Origin of the sequence: Caballeronia sp. S22 (assembly GCF_964261745.1) — a bacterium.
Lineage (GTDB): Bacteria > Pseudomonadota > Gammaproteobacteria > Burkholderiales > Burkholderiaceae > Caballeronia > Caballeronia jiangsuensis.
This window is the reverse complement of the sequence record NZ_OZ180041.1, coordinates 58,781-72,761: the sequence shown is the minus strand read 5'-3', so window position 1 is coordinate 72,761 and position 13,981 is coordinate 58,781. Positions and strand designations below refer to the sequence as shown.

The following is a 13,981-nucleotide window of genomic DNA, read 5'->3' as shown; positions in this document are numbered from 1 at the left end:
CGACAACAGCCGGAGGAGTGAATCATGCAGGTGGTCGATCCGCACATTCATTTCTGGGACCTTAAGACCCACCATTACCCGTGGCTCGCCAATCCGCAGACCTCATTCGTCGGCGATGCGCGCAGTCTCAAACATGATTACCTGATCGGCGACCTGCTCGCCGAGGCGGGCGAGATTGAGATCCTCAAGCTCGTGCACGTCGATGCAAATCACGATCCGGCCGACCCGGTCGAGGAAACACGCTGGTTACAGGGCATCGCGGATCATGAGGGCCGCGGCATGCCGAACGGAATCGTCGCCGGGGCAGATTTATCGGCGGATAACGCAGCTGAGGTGCTCGAGGCACATGCCGCATTCGCAAACACGCGCGGCATTCGTCAGATCCTCAATGTGCATGCCGATCCGCTCTATGACTATGTAGGCCGTCACTACATGCAGGACTCGGCATGGCGCAGGAGCTTCGCATTGCTGCAAAAGCACGGACTGTCGTTCGATCTTCAGCTCTATCCATCGCAGATGCGCGATGCGGCTGCGCTCGCAAAGGAGCACGCCGATACGCAATTCATCGTCAACCACGCAGGCATGTTTGTGGACCGCTCGTCGGTAGAAGGGTATCGCGCCTGGCGCGAAGGTATGCGCATGCTTGCCTCGTGCGACAACGTGGCGGTCAAGATCAGCGGCCTCGCGATGTTCGATCACGGATGGACGGTCGAGAGCCTGCGACCTTATGTGCTCGAAACCATTGACACGTTTGGCACCGCTCGCGCGATGTTTGCGTCGAACTTTCCGGTCGATCGGTTGTTTTCCAGTTATACGAAGTTGTGGAACGCATATGCGTCGATTGTCGGCGGTGCGAGCGACGTCGAAAAGGATGCGCTCTTCAGGCGAAATGCGGAGCGCATCTACAGGATCTAGATGACGTCGAGCCGCAACAGAGATTACAAAAGACAGGAGACAAGCATGTCGAGTCACCAAGTGCCGAGGCTGGAGCTCCGTCACGCGAGCAAGTCGTTTGGCCGCGTGCGGGCACTCACCGATGGCAGCCTTCAGCTCTGGCCGGGCGAAGTTCATGCCTTGCTCGGTGAGAACGGAGCAGGCAAGTCAACCCTCGTAAAGATTCTCGCAGGCGTTCATCAACCCAATGCGGGCGAGATGCTCATTGACGGCGAGCCGCGCCGCTTTAGCAATCCCGGCGAAGCGCGCGATGCGGCAATCGCCGTCATTTACCAGGAGCCCACGCTCTTCGCTGATCTTTCGATCGCGGAAAATATCTACATGGGTCGCCAGCCAGTGGATCGCGCCGGTCGGATCCGCTATGACGAGATGCATCGCGAAGTGGATACGCTTCTCGCTTCGCTCGGCGTGAACCTGCGCGCGCAGCAGCTCGTGCGCGGCCTCTCCATCGCGGACCAACAGGTGGTGGAGATTGCCAAAGCGCTGTCGCTCAATGCCAATGTCCTCATCATGGATGAGCCGACCGCCGCGCTTTCGTTGCCAGAGGTCGAACGACTCTTCGCGATCGTACGTGGTCTGCGTGAGCGCGACGTCGCGATCCTTTTTATCACGCATCGGTTGGATGAAGTGTTCGCGCTCACCCAGCGTCTCACAATCATGCGCGACGGCGCCAAGGTCTTCGACGCGCTCACACCCGAGATGACGGTCGATGCGATCGTGAGCAAGATGGTCGGTCGCGATCTCGACACGTTCTATCCAAAAGCCGATGTCAAGCCGGGCGAGGTCGTGCTTTCGGTGCGCGGCCTGACACGCATAGGTGTCTTCAAGGATGTGTCCTTCGAAGTAAGGGCCGGCGAGATCGTTGGACTGGCGGGGCTTGTGGGCGCGGGACGCAGCGAGGTGGCGCGCGCGATTTTCGGCATCGACCCTGTGGATGCGGGGGAGGTGAAAATCGCAGGCAAGCCGCTCGCGCTTGGCTATGCGGCGCGAGCGGTACGTGCGGGCCTCGCGCTCGTGCCGGAAGACCGCCGTGCGCAAGGTCTTGCACTCGAACTGTCGATCGCGCGCAACGCATCGCTTACCGTACTGGGCCGTCTGGTGCGGCATGGACTCATCACTGCCAAAAGCGAATCGACGCTGGCCGCCGAGTGGGGCAAGCGCCTTCGCCTGAAGGCGAGCGACCTGAACGCGCCCGTGGGCACGCTCTCGGGCGGCAACCAGCAGAAGGTCGTGCTCGGCAAGTGGCTCGCGACCAATCCGAAAGTGCTCATCATCGATGAGCCCACACGTGGTATCGATGTGGGCGCGAAGGCGGAGGTCTACCGCGCGCTATCCGATCTGGTGCAAGAGGGACTGGGGGTGCTGATGATTTCGAGCGAGCTGCCCGAGGTGCTCGGCATGGCCGATCGGGTTTTGGTGATGCACGAAGGCCGCATCAGCGCCGACATCGCTCGCGCCGATGCCAACGAGGAACGGGTGATGAGCGCGGCACTGGGCGCGCCATCCCAAGCACTGGGGCACGCAGCATGATCCGAAACACTTCTACCATACCGGCAAGCAGTCAACCGGAGACCGGGCGGCAAAGCATCGTTGCGGTCATTGCAAGGAGCCGCGAGGCGACGCTCTTTGTCGTGCTGTGTGCACTCATCGTCGCAACGGCCGCCGTCAAACCTGAGTTCCTTAACCTTCAGAATCTGCGCGATGTACTCCTTAACGTATCGATCATCGGCGTGCTCACGGCAGGTATGACGGTCGTCATGTTGATGCGACACATCGACTTGTCGGTTGCTTCGGTAGTCGGCGTGAGCGCCTACGGCGTGGGTAGCTTGTTTGTCGCGTATCCGCAGATGCCGATCGTGCTCGCGCTGGCAGCGGGTGTCGGGATCGGCCTTGTGATCGGAGCCGTGAACGGAGCACTGATCACCTTTGGCCGCGTGCCCTCGCTGGTCGCCACGCTGTCGACACTCTATATCGTGCGCGGCGCCGATTATGCGTGGGTTCATGGAGGCCAGATCAATGCGACGAGCCTGCCCGATGCCTTCGCATTGCTCGCGACCGGCTCGACTTTCGGGGTCCCCAACCTCGTGCTGATCGCACTTGTCGTACTGGTAGCGCTGTCGGTGTATCTGAAGCATTACCGCGGAGGCCGCGAGCATTACGCAATCGGCTCGAATCCCGAGGCTGCGAGACTGGCGGGTATTCGTGTGGACAGGCGCGTGATGATCGGATTCCTTCTTTCCGGTGCAATCGCTGGCCTCGCGGGCGTGCTGTGGCTCGCGCGCTTCGGTACCGTTGATGCGAGCACCGCCAAGGGCATCGAACTACAAGTGGTCGCAGCAGCGGTGGTCGGCAGTGTGGCGATCACAGGCGGCGTCGGCACGATCACAGGTGCGACTCTTGGAGCGCTCGTTCTCGGTGTCATCAACATTGCCCTCGTCGTGCTGCGGGTGTCACCGTTTTGGCAGCAAGCCATCCAGGGCGCTCTGATTGTCGCTGCGATCACGCTCGATACTTTGCTGGCGCGCTCCGTCGCCAAGCGCATGATGAGGAAACGCGACCATGGCTAAACCCGATTCCGCTCTGTCCGTGACGAAGCGCCACCACGCGTCATGGGAGACGATGCTCATCGTCGTGCTCATTGTATCGATGGCGGCGGGACGCCTGCTTTCGCCGCTGTTTCTGTCGGCGGCCAATCTCTCGAACATGCTCGCCGATTTCACTGAGATCGCGCTGATTGCGTTACCGATGACGCTTATCATCGTCGCGGCGGAGATCGATCTGTCGGTGGCCTCTGTGCTCGGTGTGTCCAGCGCCCTAATGGGCGTACTGTGGCACATGGGGCTGCCGATGCCGCTCGTCATTGTGATCGTGCTGGTAGCCGGCACCCTCGCGGGCCTGCTCAACGGGTTCGTGATCGTGCGCTTTAACCTGCCCTCGCTCGCGGTCACCATCGGCACGCTCGCCTTGTTTCGAGGTCTCGCCTATGTGCTGCTTGGTGACCAGGCCGTTGCGGACTTTCCAGCAGCCTATACCGCATTCGGCATCGACACGGTCGCAGGCTCGTTCCTACCGGTGCCGTTCGTTCTTGTGATGCTTGGCGCGATCGGCTTTACCGTGCTGCTGCAGGCGACACCCTTCGGTCGCAGCTTGTATGCGATCGGTGCCAACCAGACGGCCGCTCAGTTCTCCGGTATCGACGTTGCGAAGACAAAGATCAAGCTGTTCATGATGTCCGGCGCGATGGCGGCGCTCGCGGGCATCGTATACACGCTGCGCTTTACCAGCGCACGCGGCGATAACGGCGAAGGGTTTGAGCTGTCGGTGATTGCAGCGGTGCTCTTCGGCGGAGTGAGCATCTTCGGTGGTCGCGGCTCGATGATTGGCGTGCTGCTGTCGCTGCTCGTGATTGGTGTACTGCGCAACGCGCTCACGCTCGCCGATGTGTCCAGCGAAACCCTTACGATCGTCACCGGCGCGTTGCTGCTTTCGTCTGTGTTGATACCAAACCTTGTCGCACGCTGGCGTGCGGCGCGGGAAAAACGTCTGCTTACGCGGGCGTCGTAGTGCGGCTTTGAAAACCAACTTTGCGCGAGCCGTCCAACCAGCGGAGGCACCGCGCACTCAGGAGACGTGAGACATGAAGAGAACACTTCGATCTACCCGCGCTGCACTCATTGCCGTGGCGATCGTTGCGGCGGGCGTTTCGCTCACCGCCTACGCTGCCGAGGTCAAGAGCGGCCTGAAAATCGCCTTCGTACCGAAGCAGATCAATAATCCCTACGAGGTCATCGCCGACGATGGAGGAATGTCGGCCATCAAGGAGTTCAAGGGCGAAGGCAAAGTGGTCGGACCGTCGGATGCGGGCGCGTCATCGCAGGTGTCGTACATCAATACGCTCATCACGCAGCGGCAGGACGCGATCGTGATTGCGGCGAACGATGCGAATGCTGTCGTGCCTTACCTCAAGAAGGCAATGGCACAAGGCATCAAGGTCGTCTCATTCGATTCCGATACGGGACCGGCGGGCAGACAGATCTTCGTGAACCAGGCGAACGCTGAAGCGATCGGGCGCGGGCAGGTGCAGCTCCTCTCAAAACTCATAGGCGGCGAGGGCGAGTTCGCGATCCTTTCCGCCACGCCAAACGCAACCAATCAGAACACTTGGATCAAGTGGATGCAGGAGGAACTGAAGAAACCTGAATACTCGAAACTGAAGCTCGTGAAGATTGCCTATGGCAACGACGATGACCAGAAGTCCTTCGTCGAAACGCAGGGCTTGCTCCAGGCGTATCCGAACCTCAAGGGCATCGTCGCGCCAACGTCGGTCGGCATCGCGGCGGCGGCACGCTATATCTCGTCCTCTCCGGCTAAAGGCAAAGTAGCGGTCACCGGCCTCGGCACACCGAATCAGATGCGCTCATTTGTTAAGAACGGCACTGTCACGGCGTTCCAGCTGTGGGATCCGGGCCAACTCGGCTACCTCGCGGCGTACGCAGCGGCGAACCTCGCGTCGGGCACGATCACCGGCAAGGAAGGCGAATCGTTTGACGCCGGCAAGCTCGGAAAACGCACCATCGGCAAGGAAGGCGAGGTGATTCTCGGGCCGCCCACCACGTTCGATGCAAACAACATCGACAAGTACAACTTTTGACGGACGTCGTCGGCACGGGAAGCGACTGTTCCACCTCGTGCCGATGTCCCCATCTGCCATCGCAAGCGGGAACACACGCTCGTGAAAATTCGTAGTTCGATCGGCGTTTGCGTGAACCGGATCGTCCGGCCGTCAGCGCGCTCTTAGCTGAACGCATTGCACCCATATTTCAAAGGAGAGACGACAGATGAAACTTGTACGCTTTGGCGCGCCCGGTGATGAAAAACCAGGGGTACTGGACGCAGACGGGCACGTGCGCGACCTATCCGCGCATGTCGCAGACATCGCAGGCGCGGCTTTGACCCCTGCGGGATTGCAAAAGCTCGCGGAAATCGATCTGGAAGGCCTGCCTGTCGTAGAGGGCAAGGTACGCTTTGGTCCTTGCGTCGGACGCGTTGGTAAGCTCGTCTGCGTGGGCCTTAACTATTCGGATCATGCGAAAGAGTCGGGCATGGCAATTCCCACGGAGCCGGTTCTCTTCATGAAGGCGACGAGTTCGATCACGGGCCCGGACGACGATGTGCTCATCCCGCCCGGTGCGCAGAAGGTCGACTGGGAGGTCGAGCTGGGCGTGGTAATCGGTAAGGAAGCGCGCTACGTTAGCCGGGAAGACGCGCTCGACTACGTCGCCGGCTACTGCGTCGTGAATGACGTCTCCGAACGCGCTTATCAGATTGAGCGCGGTGGACAATGGGATAAAGGCAAAGGCTGCGATACGTTTGGACCGATTGGGCCGTGGCTTGTCACGCGTGACGAGATCGCCGATCCGCAGGATCTGGACATGTGGCTCGAAGTGGACGGCAAGCGGTATCAGGATGGCAACACGCGCACGATGATCTTCGATGTCGCGACGCTTGTCTCCTATATTAGTCAATTCATGAGCCTGCAGCCCGGGGATGTGATCTCTACGGGGACGCCGCCGGGTGTCGGCATGGGACAGAAGCCCGAACCCGTCTATCTGGGAGCCGGACAGACGATGCGGCTCGGCATAGCAGGACTCGGCGAACAGCAGCAACGCACGGTGAACACGAATATTGCGGAGGCAGAATGAATCAGATCGATCTGAATGGGCGCACGGTGGCAATCACCGGTGGGGCACGAGGCATTGGCTATGCGGTGGCCGAGCGGGCGCTACGCTCGGGGGCGTCTGTCTCACTATGGGACGTCGACGCCCAACGACTGGAGCAGAGCCGGGCCGAACTCGCGCCACTGGGAAACGTGTCGACGGCGACCGTCGACATTACACGAGAAGAGTCCGTGGATGACGCGGTCAAGCGGACCGTCGAGCAGCACGGCTCGCTCGATGTGCTGATCAATAGCGCGGGTATTACGGGCGGCAACGGTACGACGTGGGAGCTCGCGCCAGACGTGTGGCGCCGCGTGATCGATGTCAATCTTGTTGGCACGTATCTGACCTGTCGTGCGGTCGTGCCGCAGATGTTAAAGCAGGGCTATGGTCGCATCGTTAACATTTCGTCCGTGGCGGGAAAGGAGGGCAATCCGAACGCCTCGCACTATAGTGCATCGAAAGCCGCCGTCATCGGGCTCACAAAGTCGCTCGGCAAGGAATTGGCGACCAAGAACATCCTCGTCAACGCAGTGACACCCGCGGCGGCCAAGACCGAGATTCTCGCATCGATGACGCAGCAGCACATCGACTACATGCTGTCCAAGATCCCGATGAACCGACTATTGCTTCCTGAAGAAGCGGCGTCGCTCATTCTCTGGCTCTCGTCCGAGGACTGCGCGTTCAGCACGGGCGCGGTTTTCGATATTTCCGGCGGGCGGACGACTTATTAATGTCGACGTCGTCGACGAGGACAACGGTGATCACGACAGGGCTGGATATCAACCGCTGCTGCGGTCGCGTCGAGATTACTATCGTCTGCTTGCGGGCGTGCTATTGCAACCGCTCTTTTTGGAATGACGAAAATCGATGAGGGACTGAGTGCCGCGGCGTTGAACCATCCGCATTTAACGAGGCCCGGCTGGCAGTGCTAGCAAGAGGAAACGGCCCCAATCCTTTGTCAACATCTCGAAGTTTCTGCGGCAACACGGGCCGACGGTTCGGAGATCAACGAAGCGTTCGGCTCCTAAAATGAAGTTCAGCCAGTAAAAGCCGGGCATCGCCCCGCCCAGGACTACGTTGAGGGGCGGCATTTCTAATCGAATATTCCTATTGCATGGCTGGAGCGAGACTTGTCGGCCACCTTCTAGTTGGGCAAACGACGAGGCGCTGCCGCTTCGCAGCCATGTCTATGTGTCTGCGGCTGGATGGGAATTGCTGGATATGGCAGTTGTCTGAAGTTGCCAGGCGAGGCTGGCGCATCCGTGCCCGGCAATCCAACGGTCTTCGTCGACGGCTATTGGAAGCGACGCTGCAAGGACTCTCACTTCGGAGCTGATAGTGTTGGAACAAAGACATGGACTTGCCGACTTGTTGTCTGCACACGAAACAAGGCTTCTTGTCGATGGCCTGGCCGCCCTCCTACGAGAACGGTCCGTTGCGTTCGAGATTGCGCGCGACGCCGCATTATCGCGCGGGCAAGCAGGGTTCGATGTCCGCGATTTCGGTCTGCCCGACATCCTTCGTCTGAGCCGGCTACTGAGCACATAAATGGTTCGCCCCAGGAGCCGCCTTCGCTTTGGGCGCTTTGACTGCACCCGAACCTATCAGCACCGGCTCACGTCGTGTTCACGCCGGACGGGTTCGAGTGGACCATCAGTTTCCTAAAAGACCTCGCAAAGACCCGACGTGTTGCCTGAGCACATTGATGCCCAGATTGCCGCGATGGGAATGCGGTGGGATTTCGCCCACTGGACGTTGCTGCTGCGACTTCGGTCTACGAATACGATCATGTCGACTTCGCAGGCCACTTCGGTCGCGGCACAGTTCCGCGATGATCTGGTCGCTCGCGACAAAAGGGAAGATGCGCCGCCATTGCAACCAGCTGCCATCGAAGCCGCGAACGAGCATGGCGCGGTCGCCGACAAGCAGGGAACGTCGGTGAACGTGTAGAAAGTTGCGCGGCGGAGCACGACATTCGTCAATCGGTCGCCGTGGATTGCGTTGCTGCTGCAGCGGGACGCTTTGCGCAAAAAAACGCCCGCCATTACTAGCGGGCAAATGAGGGATTGCGCCCTTGGGGCGCTTTTTGAAGGTAGCCCGCCGGCTGTCGCCGATCAAGTGCGCGTGTGCAACGGAATATTACGCCGCGCTCCCGACATCACTTACCGGTCCCGCACCAACCTCTGCATGAATCATCGGGCGCATCGTCGAGTAGGACACGCGCCCATTGCCAAAGCTACCTCTCGGGAATTGCGGATATAAGCGCCGCGCGGCGACGTGCAGCTTTGAACTGACGGCATTCTAAATCGAGTAATCGTCGCCAACGCGCGGCCGAAGCATAGGCCGGCATGCCGTCGAAACGCTTATGGACGCAACTGCCGTGAATAAACGGAGACGGTCGACGGCGTGCTCGGTGCCCTCGACGAACGCTCGCCGCGTCGAACTGATGTTTCAGCGAAGACCGGTCGTTGCCGATCGTCTAACAGAACCGGATCGAGAGGTGGGACTCATCTGAAGGCGACGACTGCTCCCGCGCGCAGCGGAATACGAAGTTCGCCAGTCAGAGGGGCATCGACATTGAGCGCGGTACATTTTACCGGTCTAAAGCTAATTGGGGAAAACTCGTACAGAGAAGCGTGCGGCCTTTTGAAACGACGCCCGTAGAATCGACGCTGCTACCCTCCAGTTACATGACTTCATGTCCGGTTCTTACAGCCTTCCTTTAGTCGGTCTATCGATTTTTCTGGCGACCGCGATGTCCTTCGTCGCTTTGCGCATGGTGGACGCGCGGTCTTCGCAGGTCAGCGGGACCCACGCGGTTTGGGTCGGTGTGATCGCGCTGGTACTCGGCACGGGGATATGGTCGATGCATTTTGTCGGGATGCTGGCGTTCAGACTGCCAGTACCCGTGGGCTTTGGTTTCGCAACGACCTTGGCCTCGTGGGCGGCGGCGGTGCTCGTCTGCTGGCTCGGACTGACATTCGTCACTTCACCCAATCCTTCCAGCAGTTCGGTGTTCGTCGGTGCGATGCTGATGGGCGTCGGCATCGCAGTCATGCATTACTCGGGCATGTCGGCCATGCAGATGAGCCCTCCCATTCGGTATATGCCGATCCCCGCCGCATTGTCCGTGATAATCGGAATGGCCGCGTCTTATGTGGCGCTTCGAATGATCACGCAGTTACGGACGATCGAACGTGCTAAGCACGTGAAGCAAGTCAGCGCTGCGTGCGTCATGGGACTGGCGGTTTCCGGTTTGCACTACACCGCGATGGCCGCAGCGATATTCGCGCCCAACTGCACGAGCCGAGCCGCAACGGATTTCGACCAACGCAGTTTCGTGTTTGAGATCTTCATCGCCATTCTTGCGGTGCTCGGCATGGCCTTGATGGCGGCACTGGTCCAGACCCGCAAGGAAGCGCGTGTTCGTCAAAACGAGCAGTCGCGCAAATTGTCGCTGACGTCGGACCAACTGATGGCGAGCGAGCAGCGTTTCAAGGCAGCTCAGGACGTCGCGATTGATCCGTTTTTCATCTTGAAGGCGATCCGGACGGGAACAATCGTCGCAGATTTTTCGTTTGAATATGCCAATCCCGCCGCACTTCACTTTTGGGGCGCGACCGAGCGCGATGTGATCGGGCAGCGATACCTCAGCCGCTTCCCCAGTGCACTGGCAAATGGTTTATTCGCTGTTTATATCCGCGTGCTTGCGGATGGCACACCGACCACGGTCGAGCAGGAATATATAGGGGAGGGCTTCTGCGGATGGTTTCGCATTAATTGCGCCAGGCTTTTCGACGGCGTTGCCATCACGTTTGCCGATATCACGGAGCGAAAGGCTTTTGAGAAGCTCACCGCGGTCATGCTTGACGAACAAAGTCGGGCCCGTGAGTGTGCGGAGAAGGAAAATGTGAACAAAGACGCATTCATTGCCGCCGTCAGTCACGAACTGCGTAATCCGCTCAATGTCGTTTTGTCGTGGGTGGAAGTGCTGAAGCGCGCCGCAGGTAGCTCGCCATCGGCGATCGAGAATGCGCTCCGAAGAATCGAAGACAGCACGAGGGCCCAAGCCCGTCTCGTGAATGATCTTCTGGACGCATCAGCGGTGGCGCAAGGCAAAGTGCGTCTGGCGACGCAGCCGGTGGAGCTGGCGGAACTGGTCCGGCTAAGCGTCTCGGATGCGGCGACCCTCGCCTCGAAGAACGGCATCACGGTGCGTCTTGAAACTGCCGATCCTTGCGTGGTGGCGGGCGATGAACAGCGTCTTCGGCAAGTATTGGCCAACCTGCTTCAAAACGCAGTGAAATTCTCGAATCGGGGCGATGCTGTGACGGCGAGCGTCGCATGTCGCGCGGGACAGGCCACGATCGAGGTAAAGGACAGTGGGATCGGCATCGACGCAGCGGCGCTCCCTCACATATTTGAGCGCTTCGCGCAGGGAAACGCGCAGGACAAAGGCAGATTCCGCGGCGGGGTGGGACTTGGCCTTGCGATCAGCAAGCGCCTCGTGGAGGCGCATGGCGGCGCCATCGAAGCCTTCAGCGCAGGGCGGGGAACGGGCACAACGGTGCGAATTTCATTGCCTGTCACGGCGAACAGCCACGCCAGGAAAGAAGAGCGTTCCGCCAATTATTTTTAGGGATCTCGTGTCTACGGTGACGTCGAGCGGCAGTCATGGATCTCGACGGACTGGATGAACAAGCCATTCGTTCGCCGTCTCCGCTGAACGCCCGGATCGCGGTCGCGCCTGAAATCGATTGAATCGGTGAATGTTGCGCGTGAACAGGGTCGGGCGCAAGATGTCCTCTATGGCGACGGCGAAGAACCGGTGGCAAGCTGCCGCCGTATTCGCATGACAACATGTCATGCATGCGACTACCGGTCGAATGGTAGCGCTCACCGTCCATGGCGGTTTCGAACTGTTCTGACCGGGTAGTTGAACAAATCAACTAGCCGTTGGAGGCCGTTATGGAACTTCATCTTCATTCTCACCGTTTCACGCACCGCATGCCCGATTGGCGCGCCGCGGTCTGGGCCGGCGTCGTAGCCGGCGCCGTGGTTCTGGTGCTGGGTGCATTCTTGATGGCGATCGTGACGGGGCAGGATCCGGTGGTCCAGCCTCACATGATTGCGGCCATCATTTTGGGCCGTGGCGCGTTGCAATCTCCTGAGGTCTTTTCGCTCGGCATCGTGCTCGTGGCGTTTGCCGTGCACTTCGCGCTTGCGATTCTGTTCACTGTCATTTTGAGCCTGATCATCGTATCGTTCAGCTTCGACTCGAGCCTTGTAATGGCAACCGTTGTCGGTATCGCATTCGGCCTTGCCGTGTATCTCATCAACTTCTATGGCCTGACCAGTCTTTTTCCCTGGTTTGCGGAAGCCCGAAATTGGGCGGCTGCGCTCGCTCACATGGTGTTTGGCGTGGTGGCAGCCGATCTGTATATGAGATGGGAACGCAGGGAGATTCAATCGAGCGGAGTGGATTCCGGCGACTCGGATAGCCGCGGTATCCGCTAACCGGCTTCGATTCACGCGAAAGGATGTCGTACACCGCAGTCGCAGCCACGAGAGCCTGAGCGATGGCGATCTCGTGGCTGCGGCGGCACCAAACCGAAGCGTCGCTGGCTCAATGCAGTCGCGCGAGGATCGACTCCCGTCGCATTTGGGATCGAGCGACGCCGCGCGGTCACCGTACTGTCACATGAGCAGCCCCCATGAGTCGGCTTGTCGTCGTTTCGAATCGAACCGGTGATCCTCGCAATCCTGCCGCGGGCGGCCTCGCTATTGCAGTGGGCGAGAGCCTGCGCCAAACGGGCGGCCTCTGGTTTGGCTGGAGCGGCAAGATTCAGGATCAACACGGTGGACAGATGGCTCGCCACGACAAGCTTCACACCCAAACTGTCGGCAATGTGCAACTTGTGACGCTCGACCTGGCCCGGGACGATTACGAGACGTACTATCTCGGCTACGCCAACAGCGTCCTGTGGCCGGTCTTTCACTATCGTCTGGATCTGGCGGACTTCGATTTACGGTTCGTGGCTGGCTACCGGCGGGTGAATGAGTTATTCGCGCGCAAGTTACTGCCGCTGTTGCGAGAAGACGACCTCATTTGGGTCCACGATTATCACTTGATTCCGTTAGCGTCGGCATTGCGCGCCTTGGGCTGTGGCAATCGCATCGGGTTCTTCTTGCACATCCCGATGCCTCCACCGTTGATCATGGCGGCGATCCCTGAGCACGAGTGGCTGATGAAGTCACTGTTCGCCTATGACCTCGTCGGACTGCAAAGCGAATCGGACGTCACCCATTTCTGTCATTACGTGGAGTCCGAAGCGCGCGCGGAACGATTGAGCCGCGAGCGCCTGCGGGCCTTCAACCGGACCTTGCGTGTCGGTGCTTACCCGATTGGAATTGATATCGATGAGTTCGTTCGGCTCGCCGAGGCGAAAGACGGGCGCGACATGTTCTTGCGGATGCGCGAAGAATACTCGCGGCGCCGCCTGCTCCTCGGCGTCGACCGGCTCGACTATTCGAAGGGATTGCCGCAGCGAGTCGAGGCATTCCGCGAGCTGCTCGCTCGCTACCCCGAAAACCGAAGCCGCGCGACTTTGATCCAGATCGCTTCGCCGAGCCGCGAAAAGGTCGGCGCCTACGACGATCTGCGGCGTCAGATGGATAGCCTGTGCGGCGCGATCAACGGGGACTATGGCGAGCTCGAGTGGATGCCCGTGCGCTACATCCATCGTAATGTTGCCCGCAAGCGTCTGCCGGGCCTTTACCGCGCGAGCCGCGTGGCGCTGGTCACACCGTTGCGCGACGGCATGAACCTCGTGGCGAAGGAATTCATCGCGGCGCAGGACCCGGCTGACCCCGGCATGCTGGTGCTGTCACGCTTCGCCGGCGCAGCGGAGCAACTGAAGGAAGCGCTGCTGGTCAATCCGTACGACATACAGGGCACGGCCCAGGCCATCGAACAGGCTTTGACAATGTCCGCGGACGAGCGCATTCAGCGGCACGACGCACTGTTGAGCCGGATCCGCAAGCACGACGTTCATTGGTGGAGCTCGACTTTTCTCCAGGCATTAAAACATGTGGAACAGGACAACCTATTGATCGTTGGAGCTCGTTAACGCCATCACGCGTTTCGATTTTGTTTATGATGAAGATTCTCCTGGCTAGGAAGTTTGTCCATCATTCTTGCCGCCTTCGCTTGCACCGAGTGCGACATGTGCGCTTTAGTCGATCGGTCTATGACAAATGCATCGGAACAAACAAGACTTCCATTCGGACCGGGCCTCCAATAGGGC

At 59.7% G+C, this 13,981-nt stretch carries 12 protein-coding genes; all 12 read left to right on the top strand.

Annotated features, from left to right (window positions below):
* The first annotated feature begins 24 nt into the window (after positions 1-24).
* The 12 genes from ACEN42_RS42840 (at position 25) to otsA (ending at position 13,804) form a co-directional block, all read left to right on the top strand.
* Positions 25-915: an amidohydrolase gene (locus ACEN42_RS42840; RefSeq protein ID WP_371885220.1), complete on the top strand. Its 891-nt coding sequence runs from the start codon at positions 25-27 to the stop codon at positions 913-915.
* A 45-nt stretch (positions 916-960) separates the two neighbouring features.
* On the top strand, positions 961-2,484 hold the full coding sequence (locus tag ACEN42_RS42835) for a sugar ABC transporter ATP-binding protein (protein WP_371885219.1): 1,524 nt from the start codon (positions 961-963) through the stop codon (positions 2,482-2,484).
* A complete protein-coding gene (locus ACEN42_RS42830; RefSeq protein WP_371885218.1) occupies positions 2,481-3,521 on the top strand; it encodes an ABC transporter permease in 1,041 nt (346 codons plus the stop codon). The genes ACEN42_RS42835 and ACEN42_RS42830 overlap by 4 nt, the downstream gene beginning before the upstream one ends.
* Positions 3,514-4,518: an ABC transporter permease gene (locus ACEN42_RS42825; RefSeq protein ID WP_371885217.1), complete on the top strand. Its 1,005-nt coding sequence runs from the start codon at positions 3,514-3,516 to the stop codon at positions 4,516-4,518. Before ACEN42_RS42830 ends, ACEN42_RS42825 begins: the two co-directional genes overlap by 8 nt.
* Positions 4,519-4,591: 73 nt before the next feature.
* Positions 4,592-5,605 (top strand): rhamnose ABC transporter substrate-binding protein, encoded by a 1,014-nt coding sequence (rhaS, locus tag ACEN42_RS42820; protein WP_371885216.1) that lies wholly within the window; start codon positions 4,592-4,594, stop codon positions 5,603-5,605.
* 187 nt (positions 5,606-5,792) lie between these two features.
* Positions 5,793-6,656, top strand: a complete 864-nt coding sequence (locus ACEN42_RS42815) for a fumarylacetoacetate hydrolase family protein (protein ID WP_371885215.1) — start codon at positions 5,793-5,795, stop codon at positions 6,654-6,656.
* On the top strand, positions 6,653-7,405 hold the full coding sequence (locus ACEN42_RS42810) for an SDR family NAD(P)-dependent oxidoreductase (RefSeq protein ID WP_371885214.1): 753 nt from the start codon (positions 6,653-6,655) through the stop codon (positions 7,403-7,405). The genes ACEN42_RS42815 and ACEN42_RS42810 overlap by 4 nt, the downstream gene beginning before the upstream one ends.
* Positions 7,406-8,028: 623 nt before the next feature.
* The gene (locus tag ACEN42_RS42805; protein WP_371885213.1) at positions 8,029-8,202 is read left to right on the top strand and encodes a hypothetical protein; all 174 of its coding nucleotides are present in this window, start codon (positions 8,029-8,031) and stop codon (positions 8,200-8,202) included.
* Between the two features lie 158 nt (positions 8,203-8,360).
* Positions 8,361-8,624: a hypothetical protein gene (locus tag ACEN42_RS42800; RefSeq protein WP_371885212.1), complete on the top strand. Its 264-nt coding sequence runs from the start codon at positions 8,361-8,363 to the stop codon at positions 8,622-8,624.
* An 805-nt stretch (positions 8,625-9,429) separates the two neighbouring features.
* Positions 9,430-11,313: an MHYT domain-containing protein gene (locus tag ACEN42_RS42795; RefSeq protein WP_371885211.1), complete on the top strand. Its 1,884-nt coding sequence runs from the start codon at positions 9,430-9,432 to the stop codon at positions 11,311-11,313.
* Positions 11,314-11,642: 329 nt separating this feature from the next.
* Positions 11,643-12,191 (top strand): hypothetical protein, encoded by a 549-nt coding sequence (locus ACEN42_RS42790; RefSeq protein ID WP_371885210.1) that lies wholly within the window; start codon positions 11,643-11,645, stop codon positions 12,189-12,191.
* 197 nt (positions 12,192-12,388) lie between these two features.
* Positions 12,389-13,804 carry an alpha,alpha-trehalose-phosphate synthase (UDP-forming) gene (otsA, locus tag ACEN42_RS42785; protein WP_371885209.1) on the top strand — a complete coding sequence of 472 codons (1,416 nt, stop codon included), beginning with the start codon at positions 12,389-12,391 and terminating at the stop codon, positions 13,802-13,804.
* The last annotated feature ends 177 nt before the right edge of the window (positions 13,805-13,981 follow it).